8 protein-coding genes and 2 pseudogenes are annotated in these 13,902 nt (G+C 74.9%); 6 read left to right on the top strand and 4 right to left on the bottom strand.

Features of this window, described 5'->3' with window-relative positions; genetic code table 11:
* Positions 1 to 25 precede the first annotated feature (25 nt).
* Together AC0HI0_RS08395 and AC0HI0_RS08390 are read right to left on the bottom strand one after the other, a co-directional pair.
* On the bottom strand, positions 26 to 2,275 hold the full coding sequence (locus tag AC0HI0_RS08395) for a helix-turn-helix transcriptional regulator (RefSeq protein WP_480931708.1): 2,250 nt from the start codon (positions 2,273 to 2,275) through the stop codon (positions 26 to 28).
* Positions 2,276 to 2,952: 677 nt separating this feature from the next.
* Positions 2,953 to 4,083 carry an FAD-dependent monooxygenase gene (locus AC0HI0_RS08390; protein WP_480931707.1) on the bottom strand — a complete coding sequence of 377 codons (1,131 nt, stop codon included), beginning with the start codon at positions 4,081 to 4,083 and terminating at the stop codon, positions 2,953 to 2,955.
* Here AC0HI0_RS08390 and AC0HI0_RS08385 point away from each other — a divergent pair.
* The 4 genes and pseudogenes from AC0HI0_RS08385 to AC0HI0_RS08370 all read left to right on the top strand — a co-directional run bounded on the left by AC0HI0_RS08385 (position 4,033) and on the right by AC0HI0_RS08370 (position 6,787).
* Entirely contained in the window at positions 4,033 to 4,539 is a 507-nt protein-coding gene (locus AC0HI0_RS08385) for an nSTAND1 domain-containing NTPase (RefSeq protein WP_480931706.1), read from the top strand. The two genes, AC0HI0_RS08390 and AC0HI0_RS08385, sit on opposite strands and share 51 nt — an antisense overlap.
* A gap of 319 nt (positions 4,540 to 4,858) precedes the next feature.
* Positions 4,859 to 5,467: pseudogene (locus AC0HI0_RS08380) on the top strand (WD40 repeat domain-containing protein); the annotation flags it as partial.
* A 73-nt stretch (positions 5,468 to 5,540) separates the two neighbouring features.
* A pseudogene (locus AC0HI0_RS08375) lies at positions 5,541 to 5,837 on the top strand (WD40 repeat domain-containing protein); the annotation flags it as partial.
* Positions 5,738 to 6,787 carry a WD40 repeat domain-containing protein gene (locus AC0HI0_RS08370; RefSeq protein WP_480934268.1) on the top strand — a complete coding sequence of 350 codons (1,050 nt, stop codon included), beginning with the start codon at positions 5,738 to 5,740 and terminating at the stop codon, positions 6,785 to 6,787. The pseudogene AC0HI0_RS08375 and the gene AC0HI0_RS08370, both read left to right, overlap by 100 nt.
* Here the strand turns inward: AC0HI0_RS08370 and AC0HI0_RS08365 are convergent.
* Entirely contained in the window at positions 6,684 to 7,559 is an 876-nt protein-coding gene (locus AC0HI0_RS08365; protein ID WP_480931705.1) for an LLM class flavin-dependent oxidoreductase, read from the bottom strand. The two genes, AC0HI0_RS08370 and AC0HI0_RS08365, sit on opposite strands and share 104 nt — an antisense overlap.
* Before the next feature lie 258 nt (positions 7,560 to 7,817).
* On the opposite strand from AC0HI0_RS08365, the gene AC0HI0_RS08360 reads away from it, so the two are divergent.
* Together AC0HI0_RS08360 and AC0HI0_RS08355 are read left to right on the top strand one after the other, a co-directional pair.
* The gene (locus tag AC0HI0_RS08360) at positions 7,818 to 11,615 is read left to right on the top strand and encodes a Pls/PosA family non-ribosomal peptide synthetase (RefSeq protein WP_480931704.1); all 3,798 of its coding nucleotides are present in this window, start codon (positions 7,818 to 7,820) and stop codon (positions 11,613 to 11,615) included.
* Positions 11,612 to 12,862 (top strand): M1 family metallopeptidase, encoded by a 1,251-nt coding sequence (locus AC0HI0_RS08355; RefSeq protein WP_480934267.1) that lies wholly within the window; start codon positions 11,612 to 11,614, stop codon positions 12,860 to 12,862. Before AC0HI0_RS08360 ends, AC0HI0_RS08355 begins: the two co-directional genes overlap by 4 nt.
* An 82-nt stretch (positions 12,863 to 12,944) precedes the next feature.
* On the opposite strand, the gene AC0HI0_RS08350 is transcribed toward AC0HI0_RS08355, so the two are convergent.
* Positions 12,945 to 13,838: a M28 family peptidase gene (locus tag AC0HI0_RS08350; RefSeq protein ID WP_480931703.1), complete on the bottom strand. Its 894-nt coding sequence runs from the start codon at positions 13,836 to 13,838 to the stop codon at positions 12,945 to 12,947.
* Between the last annotated feature and the right edge of the window lie 64 nt (positions 13,839 to 13,902).

The following is a 13,902-nucleotide window of genomic DNA, read 5'->3' as shown; positions in this document are numbered from 1 at the left end:
TGCGTGAAGGAGGGGGGATCACCCCCTAGGCACCCCTATGAACCCCTGGTTCCTCGGGGATCCGGCCCAGCCGGGTCGGCAGCTCCGCCCGCCGGCCGACGCCGAGCTTGCGGTAGATGCGGGTCAGGTGCTGTTCGACGGTGCTGACCGTGATGTACAGCTTGGCGGCGATCTGGCGGTTGCTCAACCCCCGCGCGGCCAGTTCGGCCACCCGGTGCTCGGCGGTGCTGAGCCCGGCGACCCCCTCGCCGCCGTCCACATCGGACTCGACGGCGACCGGCGCCCGTTCCGACAGCCGCGCCGTCCGGTCGGCCGCGACCGCCCGCGCGGTGTCCGAGACGGCCCGGTAGGCCTCGCCCAGCTCGGCCAGCGCCACGGCGAGCGTGCGCCGGTCGCCGGACCGGCGCAGCACGTCGACCGCTTCCTCCAGCAGGCGGGGCCGGTCGCGGTGGTCGGCGGCCGCCGCCCGGAGTCTCAGGCACAGCCCCCGGGTCCGCGACGGCCCGGGGTGCAGCCGCAGCAGCTGCTCGTCCACCACGGCCCGCGCCGCGGAAGCCTTGCCCAGCTGGACGTACGCCTCGGCGACGCCCAGCCGCCACGGCACCAGGCCGGGCAGGTCGACCTCCCACCGCACGGCCAGCTCGCCGCAGCGCCGGAAGTCGGCCAGCGCCGCGTCCGGCCGCTTCGCCGCCAGCCGGTCGAGCCCGCGCGCTTCCAGGTAGGGCAGCGCGGCGACGCAGTCGAACACCCCGTCGGGCAGCGGGACCGCCAGGTAGCGCGCGGCGTCCTCGACCTTGCCCAGGGCCAGTTTCGCCCGGACCAGGGTCGCCAGCGGCATCCCGACCGCGACACCCCACTGCTCGACGGAGAAGTGCGTGAAGGCGGCCCGCCCGCACCGCTCGGCCTCCTCCGCGTCGCCCAGCCGCAGCGCGGTCTCCGCGCGGATGGCGGCGAACACCGCCTGCCACACCGGCCGGCAGTGCGTGGTGGTCTGCTCCACCAGCGGCACCGACCAGCGCGCCGCCCGGTCGGCCTGGTCGGAGTAGACCAGCGCGGCCAGCGCGCCGGTCAGCGATTCCAGCGAGGACGGCGTGATCGCGCAGTCCCGCAGCACCTGCTCGGCCTGCTGCCCGGCGTCGCCGGGCGTCTGCCGGCGCAGCAGCTCGGCCAGCACCCGCAGGCCGTCCGGCGCGGCGCCGGGGGTGCGCGGGGCGTCGAAGGCCGCCCACCGGTCGCGCAGCGCGGGGAACCAGAACGACAGCCAGTCGGCCATGCGCGGCGACGCGGGCTGCCGGTCGAGCGCCGCGAGCCCGGCGGAGACCTCGCCGCGCCAGAACAGCCGGCTCGCCCGCCGCTGACCGTCCACCCGGGACGAACCGCGCGCCACCAGCACCTCGGTCTCGATCACCGGGTGCCGTAACGCGCCGTCGACCACCAGACCGGACGCCTCCAGGGCCGCCACCGCGGCGGGCTCGGCGGGCCTGCCCTCGGCCAGCGCGGCGGCCGCCGCGACCGCCGGCGGCGCGAACCGGAACAGGCACCACCGCACGGCGCGCGCGAAAGCCTGCCCCACCACCAGTTCGTCCGCGCCGGCGCTGTCCGCGACCAGTGCCCGGACCAGCACCGGGTTGCCGCCGCTGACCTGGTATGCGGCGTCGGCCACACGCGCGTCCCGGAACAGCTCGGACAGCGCCGCGCGGGTCAGCGGCGCGAGTTCGACCCAGCGGTGGTAGGGCAGTCGCGCCAGCTCGCACTCGAACCGGGTGTCGTCCGGGTGGCCGGTGTCGCGCGCGCCGGTCAGCACCAGCACCCGGGCCGTGCGCAGCCGGCGGGCCAGGTACAGCAACCACTCCCGGGACTGCGGGTCGGCGTGGTGCACCTCGTCCACGGCCACCACCACCGGACGCTCGACGGCCAGGTCGAGCACCGCGTCCGCCAGCCCCTTGAGGATCGCGGGCGGCACCCGCGCCCCGCCGGCCGTCGCGTGCGCGCCGTCGTCGAGCAGCGCGCACACCTCCCGCACCTCGGCGCGGTCGAGCGCGGCACCGTGGAACAGCTGCCCGACGACCGCGAGCGGGAAGTCCCGCTCGGCCTCGGCGCCGCAGGCGGCGAGCACCAGCGCGTCCTCGGCGTGCCGGAGGAAGGTCTCGATCAGCTCGGTGCGCCCCACCGCCGCGGGCCCGGTGACCGTGACCACGACTCCTTCCCCCGCCGCGCAACGACGCAGCGCGGCGGTCAGCGTGCCGAATTCGCCAGTGCGCCCAACCAGGTGCATCTCGTCCATCTCCACGTCCGGGGTCGGCGACGGTGGCCCCCTGCCGCGTGGGGTCGACGGTGACGGAGGCACGGCAGGCGACCGTCCCGCCGGGACGGCTCATAGGTGGTAGGGGTGGTCTCGCAGTAGTGCCGGCGCTCGCGGGAAGCGCCGTCCCCGGTTGCCCGGCCACGTCCCACCGCGACCGGGACCGACCGGCCGGAAATCGCGGTTCGACGTTCACACTCTTTGCTTGGTCGGCAGGATACGAACATGCCGGCGGCGCAGTCAACGCACTGATCAACTCGCCCGGGACGCCTCGCCGCAGCGAATTTCCGGCCGTTGCGCCGCGTACACGCAGAGCTTTCAGGCGCACGCGGAAAGCGACGGACGGCGACCCCGTTAGCCCATTCCACCCAACCCGCGTACCGCCGTTCTCCGGCATCGGACCACCGGCCGCCCCGGAACATCACCCGCCGATAACTTCCCACCCAATGGACGGCGACGGCCGACACCGGGACCGGACCCGGGCGAAGATCGGCCACCACGCCGCCGCGCCGCCGCCCGGAATTGCGGAACCGCGCGGTACTCGACACCGGTCGCCGCCCATCCCATTCCGTGAACGCACTTGACGGTCGCCCACGAATACGACAAACACCCCTGGCCGACCCGGGAATCACCCTTCCCGATGTCGCTCATCAAGAATTCCGAATGGTCCCGGACCCGTTTCCCCGGCGAACGGTTCCGCCGGTGACCACGAGGCCGGGCCGGACGTCGGGGAACGAGCCGTCGCCGAACAGCACGCGGGCCGCGGCGGCGCGTCCGGGCGGTGTGCGCAGGAGCGTGAACGCGGTTTCGGCGGCGGCCGGCCCGCGCACCCGCGACCACGCGTCGCGCAGCAGCAGCCGGGTGCGGAATCGGGCCCGCAGGGCCGAGCCGTCGTAGTGCCGCAGCACCGAGACGTCCCCGGTGCGCAGGTACTCGCCGGTCACGGCGGCGGCGAGTTCCGCCATGCGCAGGCACGGGTCGAGGCCGCCGGCGGTCAGCGGGGAGACCGCGCCGGCCGCGTCGCCGACGAGCAGCCCCGCCGGGCAGGCGATCCGCCGCAGCACCCCGTTGACCGGGATCGGCCCACCCCGGCGGCGCACCGGCCCGGTGGCCCCCGGCACGTCCGGGAACCGGTCGCGGAACGCGCGCAGCAGCCGGGGCAGCGGCGCGGCGAGCCGGTCGGGCAGCCCGGCCAGGCCCAGGTGCGCGTGCTGCCCGTCCTCGACCAGCCAGGCCAGGTAGCCCGGCGCGAGTCGCGGGTCCACCACGCAGTGGAACGTCGGCACCGCGCCCGCCGCGACCGGGAAGACCTCCTCGACCCCGACGATCAGCCGCCGGTTGACGTCGAGCCCGAGCCGGCGCGCCACCGTCGAGCGCGCACCGTCCGCGCCGACCGTGAAGCGGGCCGCGACCTCCGGCGACGGGTAGGACAGGCCCAGCCGCACCCGCGCACCGGCGGACCGGGCGCCGGCCAACGCTTCCGCGTAGACCCCGGCCATGTCGGCGACCCGGAACTCGTCCCGCGCGCCGAGCAGCTCGACCGGTGCGCGCAGCGACGGCGGGTAGAGCAGCACCCGGCGCACCGGCGGCCCCAGGTGGCGTTCGGGCAACGCGAAGTCGCGCAGCGTCCGCCGCACGAAGATGCCCGTGGTCCGGATGCCGACGTCGAGACTGGTCCGGCGTTCGCAGACCAGGACGTCGAGTCCCTGCCGCGCGAGCAGGCGAGCCGTGTGCAGACCGGCGAGCCCCGCGCCGACGACGAGCACGTCCACGGTTTCCATGGCCGCCGAACGTATTGGCCACCCGCCGGCCGCGCCCCGGTCACCACGACGCCTCCACCGGATCCACCCGACTCCTCCACACCAGGACACCACGCGGCAGGTGCCGCGCGCCGAGCCGGCCCACCCCGGGTGGCCGCCGTGGTGGAGCACCTGACCCGGGCCCGGCTGCTCATCGCCGACCGGGAACGCGTGCGGGTCGGCCACGAGGCGTTGCCGCACTCGTGGCCCCGGCTGCACGGCCGGCTGGTCGAGGACCGGGACGGCGTGCGGCTGCACCGCGGCCTCACCGAGGCGACCGGGACGTGGCCGGCGCACCACCGCGACACCGGTGCCCTGCTGCGCGGCGCGCGACCGGCTGCCGCGCGGGACTGGGCGCCGGCTGGCGACGACCTGCTCAGCGGCCGGGAGCGGGAGTTCCTGCGGGACAGCGCCGACCAGGCGGACCGGGAGCGGTGACCGGGCAGCGGCGGTCCCGGCGGCTGCGCCGGCTGGTCGCGGTGTTGAGCGTGCTGTTGCTGGTGGCGGTCGGGTGACCTGGTACGCGGTGTCGGCCGAGCAGCGGGCCGCCGAGCAGCGCGACGTGGCCCGGTCGCAAAAGGTCGCGGCGGACGCGGTCGCGCTGCGCCCGCTGAACGCGGCGCCGGCCGCGCAGTTCGGCCTGGCCGCCTACCGGCTCGCGCCGACCGTGGAGGCGCGCAGCGCGTTGCCGGGCTCGTACACCGCGCCGTTCGCGACCTCGTTGCGGCTCAAGGTCAACGCGGTGGCCTACACCCGGATGGCGACCAGCGGCGACGACCGGACGTTGCGGCTGTGGGACGTCACCGAGCCGCTGCGGCCGGTCGAGACGGCCTCCCTGCCCGACCAGCCCGACGACGTCGAGTCGCCGGCCTACAGCCCCGGGCGGCGGCCTGCTGTTCGCCGCGCACTACGACGGCCAGGTCCGGACGAAGACCCGCTCTACCGAGCCGAAGCCAGCCCCGACGGCACCCTGCCGGCCACTGCGGGCGTGGGCGGGTCCGGCTGTGGGACGTCCGGATGCCGCGCCGCCCGGCCCCGCTGGGCGAGTTCACCGGGCACGCGGACATCGTGTGGTGGGCGGTGTTCAGCCCGGACGTCACCCGGCCGGCGACCGCCGGCGAGGACGGCACGGCCCGGCTGCGGCGGGTGGCCGACCGCGCCGAACTCGCCCGGATCGACGCGCACGCGCAGCCCGTGCGGTCGGTCGCGTTCAGCCCGGACGGGGGCGCAGCTGGTGACCGGCGGCGCGGACAACGCCGCGCGGCTGTGGGACGTCACCGGGTCGCCGAGGAGGTTGGGCGTGCTGAGCGGGCACAGCGGGGTGGTGCAGACGGTGGCGTTCAGCCCGGACAACCGGACCGTGGCCACCGCCGGGTGGGGACTACGCGGCCGAGGTCTGGGACACCACCGCGCCCGACCGCCCGGCGCTGCTCGACACCGTGACCGGGCACACCGACACGGTGTACTCGGTCACCTTCTCGCCGGACGGGCACGTGCCGGCGTCGGCGGCCGACGACGGGACCGTGCTGCTCACCGAGGTGCCCGGCCCGGTGCTGGGCGTGCCGCCGTCATGGTCGGCGACACCGGGGCCGGCCGTGCGCGTCGTCGTGGGCAGCGAGGACGGCACCACCCGGCTGTGGGACGTCGGCGACCCCCGGCAGCCCGCGCCCGGCCCGGTCCTGACCGACGCGACCGCGCCGGTGAAGTCGGCGGTATTCAGCCCGGACGGCCGGTTCGTCGCGGCCGGCGGCATCGACGGGAGCGTCGCGCACTACGACGTCGGCGACCCGGCGCACCCCGGCGGGTCCCCACGTTCGCGCACGACCGGAGCGTGCGGTCGGTGGCCTTCGGCAGGCAGGGCCGGCTGCCGGCGACCGCCGGGGACGACTTCACCGTGCGGCTGTGGGACCTCGCCGACCTGCGCGCCTCGGGCGTGTTGCGCAGCGAGGGCGACGAGGGCGTCCACGCCACCGCCGTCAGCCCGGACGGCCGGACGGTCGCCACCGGCTCGCTGGACTGGACCGCGCGGCTGTGGGACGTGACCGATCCCCGCGACCGATCCCCGCCGGCCCCGGCAACGGGCGGTGGTCGGCGGTCGGCGGGCACAGCGGGGTCGTCCAGTCGGTCGCGTTCAGCCCGGACGGGCGCACCCTGGCCACCGCCGGGTTCGACCGCACCGCCCCCGCTGAGGGACCTCGCCACCGCCGAGCCGACGCCGGTCGCTGTGCTCGCCGCGCACGCCGACCGGGTGTATTCGGTCGCGTTCGCTGGGCGGACCCTGGTCACGGCCGGCGAGGACCGCGCGGTGCGGCTGTGGGACGTCGACCCCGGTTCGGTGGCGGACCTGGTGTGCGCGGCGGCCCGGCCCCGGATCACCGGGAGGAGTGGGGGCGGTACTTCCTTGGCTCGGCCTACGCGCCGCCCTGCCCGGCGTGAGCGCACAACGCCGCGACGGGCAGCGGGGACCCCGGACGTCTACTGTCTACAGTGGACAGGATGCGTTGCGGCGCGGCCGACCGGTGCTCCGAGGGGCGCGGTGAGGACCCGCGCACCGACTGCGTGGCGGGTCCGGCGCGGGCAGCCTATCCCAGCGAGGGCAGGACTTCGGCGGCCACGGTCTCCAGCAGACTCTCGTCACCGGCGAACACGCCCGACTCGCGGGGCCACGGCGCGGCCAGGTCGGTGAACCCCAACTCCTCGGCGCGGCCCAGGAAATCCCGGTAGCACTCCACGCTCGACAGCGAGAACACCGGAGCGGCGTCGGTTTGCAGGAACCGCCGCACCTCCGACCGGTCCCGCCCGGACTCGGCCAGCACGTCGTCCAACCGCGCGGACAACTCCGCCACCGAGGCCCACCACGACTCCAGCGTGTCCGGCGAGTTGCCCGTGGTGATCCAGCCCTGGCCGTGCCGCGCGACCAACCGCAACGCCTTGGGCCCGTTGGCCGCCAGGACGAACGGGATCCGGGGCCGCTGCACGCAACCGGGCAGGTTCCGCGCCTCGAAGGCCCGGTAGTACTCACCCGTCCAGGTGACATTGTCCCGCGTCAGCAAGGCATCCAGCAGTTCGACGAACTCCGCGTACCGGCGGGCCGGGCTGGCCGCGATGTTCGTTCCGCCGAACACTTTCGTGTCGTAGCCGCCGATCCCGCCCGAGCCGACGCCGAGCGTGAACCGCCCGTCCGACACGTCGTCCAGCGCGGTCAGCTCGCGCGCGAACGGCACCGGGTGCCGGAAGTTGGGCGACGCCACCAGGATCCCGAGTTCGATCCGCGTCGTCACGGCCGCTGCCAGCGCCAACGTCGGCACGGCGGAGAACCACGGACCGTCCACGAGGGTCCGCCAGCCCACGTGGTCGAAGGTCCACGCGTGGTGGAAACCGTAGCGCTCCAACGCCTCCCAGCGCGGCTTCGCGTCGGCCCAGCGATACTCGGGGAGGATGGTGATCCCGACCTTCATCCGGTCCACTCCAATCAGTCGCGTTGTTCGATCGAACAAGCGATCTGTGCGGAAGTCAAGCGCGTCACTCCCTGTGAGTCCTCCCACTTCGGGTGTCGATCACACGGCAACCCGGTGAACCACAGGTAAAGTGGCACTTCGGCGATTTCGCGGTACGCGGTCGTCGAGGCTGCTTGGCCGGTGCCCCAACGAGTGCGGAGCAGCTACCCCACCTTTCGGAGGACGAAAAGTGCGTCTGCCTTCACCCGGTGCCCGCCGGTGACCATTGCCCCCGACTCCACCCTCGCTCCCGCGCTGTTCCGCGCCCGCGCCGCGACGCCGCAGCGCACCCTGCTCGACGTCCTGACCGGCACCGCGCGCCGCCACCCCGACGCGCCCGCCGTCGACGACGGCACGATTTCGCTGACCTACCGCGAACTCCTCGCCGAAGTCGACGCGCTGCGCGGCGACCTCGCCGACCTCGGCGTCGGCATCGGCGACCGGGTCGGCATCCGCGTCCCGTCCGGCACGGTCGACCTCTACGTCTCGATCCTCGCGGTGCTCGCCGCCGGCGCGGCCTACGTCCCGGTCGACGCCGAAGACCCCGACGAGCGCGCCGAACTCGTGTTCGGCGAAGCCGACGCGTGCGCCGTGCTGACCGAGGGCCGCGAGATCGTCGTGCGCTCCACGCCGCTGGGCATGGTCGGCGAGCCCAGCCCGGACAACGACGCCTGGATCATCTTCACCTCCGGTTCCACCGGCAAGCCCAAGGGCGTCGCGGTCTCGCACCGCTCGGCCGCCGCGTTCGTGGACGCCGAGGCCGGCCTGTTCCTCGCCGACGACCCGATCAGCCCGGACGACCGGGTGCTGGCGGGCCTGTCGGTCGCGTTCGACGCCTCCTGCGAGGAGATGTGGCTGGCGTGGCGCAACGGCGCGTGCCTGGTGCCCGCGCCGCGCTCGCTGGTGCGCACCGGCATGGACCTCGGGCCGTGGCTGGTGGAGCAGGAGATCACCGTCGTGTCGACGGTGCCGACGCTGGCCGCGCTGTGGCCGGTGGAGGCGCTCGACGACGTGCGGCTGCTGATCTTCGGCGGCGAGGCGTGCCCGCCGGAACTGGCTGAGCGGCTCGCCGTCGACGGCCGTGAGGTGTGGAACACCTACGGCCCCACCGAGGCCACGGTCGTCGCCTGCGCCGCGCCGCTGACCGGCGTCGGCCCGGTGCGCATCGGGCTCCCGCTGGACGGCTGGGAACTGGCCGTGGTCGACGGCGAGGGTCGGGTGGTGCCGATGGGCGGCACCGGCGAGCTGGTGATCGGCGGCGTCGGCCTGGCCCGCTACCTGGACCCGGCCAAGGACGCCGAGAAGTTCGCGCCGCTGGACGCCCTGGGCTGGACGCGCGCCTACCGCAGCGGCGACCTGGTCAAGGCCGAGCCCGAGGGCCTGCTGTTCCTGGGCCGCGCCGACGAGCAGATCAAGCTCGGCGGCCGGCGCATCGAACTCGGCGAGGTCGACTCGGCGCTGCAGGCCCTGCCCGGCGTGGCCGGCGCGGCGGCGGCCGTGCGGACCACCAAGGGCGGCAACCAGATCCTGGTCGGCTACCTGGTGGCCGGCGACGAGTTCGACCACGCGGACGCGGTGTCCCGGCTGCGGGGCGCGCTGCCCGCCGCGCTGGTGCCGCTGATCGCCGTGGTCGACACGCTGCCCACCCGCACCTCCGGCAAGGTCGACCGCAACGCCCTGCCGTGGCCGCTGCCCGCGCTCGACACCGAGGCGGAGACCCACCTCCAGGGCACCGAGGCGTGGCTGGCCGAGCAGTGGGCCGAGGTGCTCGGCTCCCGGGTTTCCCGCGCCGACGCGGACTTCTTCGCCAGCGGCGGCGGCAGCCTCGCCGCCGCGCAGCTGATGTCGTTGGTGCGCACCAGGTTCGCCGAGGTGTCGGTCAGCGACGTCTACCAGCACCCGACGCTGCGCGCGTTCGCCGCGCGGCTGGACGAGCTGGCCGCGCACGACTCCCCGGTCCGCGAGGTCGCGCCGACCCCGCTCCGGGCGAGGCTGGTGCAGGCGCTGCTGACCGTGCCGCTGATGACGGTGGCCGGTCTGCGGTGGACGGTCGCGCTGGCCGCGATCGGCAACGTGCTGGGCCTGATGTCGGTGCCGTGGTGGCTGGTCGCGCTCGGGTGGCTGCTGTTCATCAGCCCGCCCGGCAAGGTCGCCGTCGCGGCGGGCGGCGCGCGGCTGCTGCTGCGCGGCGTGAAGCCGGGCACCTACCCGCGCGGCGGGAACGTGCACCTGCGGCTGTGGGCGGCGGAGAAGCTCGCCGAGCACAGCGGCGCGACGAACCTCGCCGGGTCGTGGATCACGCACTACGCCCGCGCGCTGGGCGCGAAGATCGGCCCGGACGTCGACCTGCACTCGATGCCGCCGGTCACCGGGCTGCTCAAGCTCGGCCGGGGCAGCGCGATCGAACCCGAGGTCGACCTGTCCGGCACGTGGGTGGACGGCGACCGGGTGCGCATCGGCCGCATCCGGGTCGGCGCGGGCGCCACGGTCGGCGCGCGCAGCACGCTGTTCCCCGGCGCGCGGATCGGCAAGCGGGCCGAGGTCGCGCCCGGCTCCGGGGTGACCGGGTCGGTGCCGACCGGCCAGCGCTGGGCCGGCGTGCCCGCGCAGCGCTCCGGCAAGGCGTCCCGGCTGCGCACCCGCCCGCCGCGCTCGCTGCGGTGGAAGAACGTGTACGGGATCACGACGTTCGCGCTGGGCCTGCTGCCCGCCGTGGCCGCCCTGCCCGCGCTGCTGCTGGTGGTGCGCGGCCCGTTCGCGCAGGGCCCGCTGACGCTCGGTTCGGCGCTGCTCGCGGTGCCGCTGGCCACGGTGGCGTGGCTGGGCGCGTACGCGCTGCTGGTGCTGGTCTCCGTGCGGCTGCTCGGGATCGGGCTGCGCGCGGGCGTCTACCCGGTGCACAGCCGGGTCGCGTGGCAGGCGTGGACCACCGAGCGGTTGATGAACATGGCCCGCGTGGCGCTGTTCCCCCTGTACGCCAGCCTGTTCACGCCGGTGTGGCTGCGGATGCTGGGCATGCGGGTCGGCCGGGGCGTGGAAGCCTCGACCGTGCTCGCGCTGCCGAAGATGACCCGGATCGGCGACGGCGCGTTCCTCGCCGACGACACCATGGTCGCCTCCTACGAACTCGGCGGCGGGTGGCTGCGGATCGCCGAGGCCCGGGTGGGCAAGCGGGCGTTCCTGGGCAACTCGGGGATGACCGCGCCGGGCCGCGCGGTGCCGAACCGGGGCCTGGTCGGCGTGCTGTCGGCCGCCCCGAAGCGGGCCAAGGCGGGCAGCTCGTACCTCGGGATGCCGCCGATGAAGCTGCCGCGCGCGGTCGCGGACGGTGACCAGAGCCGCACGTTCGACCCGCCGAAGCGGCTGGTCGTGGCGCGGGCGCTGGTCGAGCTGTGCCGGGTCGTGCCGGTGATGTGCCACGTGGCGCTGGTCGTGCTGGTGCTGTTCGCGCTGCGCGAGCTGGGCGCGTTCGCGCCGCTGCTGGCCGGTGTCGTGCTGCTGGCGGCCGGGCTGACCGCGTGCGCGGTGGCCCTGGTGGCCAAGTGGGTGCTGATCGGGCGGTTCCGGCAGCGGGAGTACCCGCTGTGGAGCGCGTTCGTCTGGCGCAACGAACTCGCGGACACCTTCGTCGAGGTGCTGGCGGTGCCGTGGCTGGTCGGCTCGGCGGGCGGCTCGCCGCTGATGCCGCTGTGGCTGCGCGCGCTGGGCGCGCGGATCGGGCGCGGCACGTGGGTCGAGTCGTACTGGTTCCCGGAGGCCGACCTGGTCCGGTTGGGTGACGGCGCGACGGTGAACCGGGGGTGCGTGGTGCAGACGCACCTGTTCCATGATCGGATCCTGCGCATGGACCAGGTGACGTTGGCGGAGGGCTCGACGCTCGGACCGCACGGGATCGTGCTGCCCGCGGCGACGGTCGGCGCGCACACGACGGTGGGGCCCGCCTCGCTGGTGATGCGCGGCGAGGAGGTGCCGGCGGGCAGCCGGTGGCTGGGCAACCCGATCTCCGCGTGGCGATGAGCGGCCAGCTCGCCCAGCACGGGGACCCCGCGTGCCGGGTCGAGCACTACGACCTGGACCTGGACTACAAGCCGCTGACCGGGCGGCTGGCCGCGCGCGCCCGGCTGTGGGTGCACACCGAGGGTCCGATCACGCTGGACTTCGGCCGGTTCACCATCGGCAAGGTCCTGGTGGACGGCAAGCCGGCCCGCTACACGCACGGCGACGGCAAGCTGCGGCTGCGGCACCGGAGCCGTGGCCGCTGCGTGGTCGAGGTGCGCTACTCGGGCCTGCCGCAGCCGATCCGCACCCGGCACTGGGGCGAGCTGGGCTGGGAGCAGCTGGCCGACGGCGCGCTGGTCGCCGGCCAGCCGATCGGCGCGCCGTCGTGGTTCCCGTGCAACGACCTCGTGCGGGACAAGGCGACCTACCGGATCTCGGTGACCACGGCGTCGCCGTACACGGCGGTGGCCAACGGCGTGCTGGTCGACGGGCGCACCGGCAGCAGCACCACGACGTGGGTGTACGAGCAGGCCGAGCCGATGGCGACCTACCTGGCGTCGGTGCAGATCGGCCAGTACGAGCGGCTGACGCTGGCCCCGGGCCAGGACGTGCTGGTGCCCGCCGGGCTGCGGCGGGCGGCGGCGCACGACTTCGCCCGCCAGCCGCGGATGGTGGCGCTGTTCGAGGAGCTGTTCGGCCCGTACCCGTTCCGCGAGTACCACGTGGTGGTGACCGACGACGAGCTTGAGGTGCCGATCGAGGCGCAGGGCCTGTCGGTGTTCGGCGCGAACCACGTCGACGGCCGGCGCGGGTTCGAACGGCTGGTCGCGCACGAGCTGGCGCACCAGTGGTTCGGCAACAGCGTGGGGCTGGCGGACTGGCGGGACATCTGGCTCAACGAGGGGTTCGCCTGCTACGCCGAGTGGCTGTGGTCGGAAAACTCCGGCGGCCCGTCGGCGGCCGTGCACGCCGAGCGCGCGCACGCCCGCCTGGCGCGGCTGCCGCAGGACTTGCGGATCGGCGATCCGGGCGTGGCGAACATGTTCGACGACCGGGTGTACAAGCGCGGGGCGCTGACGCTGCACGCCTTACGCACGCGCCTGGGCGACCAGGCGTTCTTCACCGTCCTGCGCGACTGGAGCCGCAACCACCGGCACGCCACGGCGACCACGGCCGACTTCGTGGCGCTGGCCCAGTGGCACAGCGTCGCGCCGCTGGGCCCGTTCTTCGACGTGTGGCTGAACCAGCCCCGCCTGCCGGTGTGATGCGGTGCCGCGCGGCGGCCCGACGCGGTCGTCGCCGGCGTGGTGACGGCGGCCGGGGAGGTCCGGCCGCCGTCGACTCGCGTCAGCGCCCGGCGCGGGTGGCCCCGGCGAGGTTCCAGGCGAGGTCCGCGGCGGCGGTGGCGCCCGTGGCCACGACGCTCGCGGTCACGTTGGTGATGCTGTCGCACCGCGAGTGGTAGCACGGGTCGTTGCCGCTGGTGATGCCCGAGACCGGGACGCCGATCCCGGCGAAGGACGCGTGGTCGCTGCGGCCCGCGATGTTCACGCCGCGGGTCGCGATGCCCTTGCCGCGGAAGTGCGTCTCGAACTGCTGGCGCAGCGCGGCGTTGTCCGTGTAGACGCCCCACGTGGTGGTGTTCTTCGCGCCGACCATGTCGAAGTTCAGGTACGACTTGATCCGGGTGCGGTCGGCGGCGGGCAGCCGGGAGGCGTAGTACTTGGAGCCGATGAGCCCCAGCTCCTCCGCGCCCCACCAGCCGAACCGCAGCCGCTTCTGCACCGCCGGCTTGGTGCGGGCCAGGGTGAGGGCGGTCTCCAGCACGGCGGCCGAGCCGGACGCGTTGTCGTTGAGGCCCGGCCCGGCGGTCACCGAGTCGAGGTGGGCCCCGAGGAAGACGACCTGGTTGGCGTCGCCCTGCGGCCAGTCGGCGATCACGTTCCAGCCGGTGGCCCCGCCGTGGGTGAACTGCTGGAGGGTGGTGGTGAACCCGGCCGCGTCCAGCTTGCCCTTCACGTAGTCCGCCGACGCGCGGTAGCCGGGCCGGCCGTGCGCCCGGTTGCCGCCGTTGGCGGTCGCGATGGACTGGAACTGCTGGAGGTGGACCTGCACGGCGTCGGCCGGGATCTGGGGCGGTGCGGCGAGGCCCGCCGGCGCGGCCGAGGAGGGTGCGGCGACACCCGCTCCGACCAGGGCGGCCACGGCCAGCGCCGTGCCGAGGATCTTCGCGATTCGCATGTGCGCTCCTAAACAGGGAGGAGGTCGCGCTATGCGGCGGCGTCTCCGCACGCTACCGGGTCCC

It is taken from the genome of Saccharothrix sp. NBAS 001, assembly GCF_056640475.1.
Note: the sequence above shows the minus strand (reverse complement) of the source record. Positions and strands in the feature narration are given on the sequence as shown.

Bases quoted from the DNA above. Each gene is read 5' to 3' on its own strand.
- AC0HI0_RS08350 (WP_480931703.1), bottom strand. From the start codon at position 13,838: ATGCGAATCGCGAAGATCCTCGGCACGGCGCTGGCCGTGGCCGCCCTG.
- AC0HI0_RS08390 (WP_480931707.1), bottom strand. From the start codon at position 4,083: ATGGAAACCGTGGACGTGCTCGTCGTCGGCGCGGGGCTCGCCGGTCTG.
- AC0HI0_RS08395 (WP_480931708.1), bottom strand. From the start codon at position 2,275: ATGCACCTGGTTGGGCGCACTGGCGAATTCGGCACGCTGACCGCCGCG.
- AC0HI0_RS08365 (WP_480931705.1), bottom strand. From the start codon at position 7,559: ATGAAGGTCGGGATCACCATCCTCCCCGAGTATCGCTGGGCCGACGCG.
- AC0HI0_RS08355 (WP_480934267.1), top strand. From the start codon at position 11,612: ATGAGCGGCCAGCTCGCCCAGCACGGGGACCCCGCGTGCCGGGTCGAG.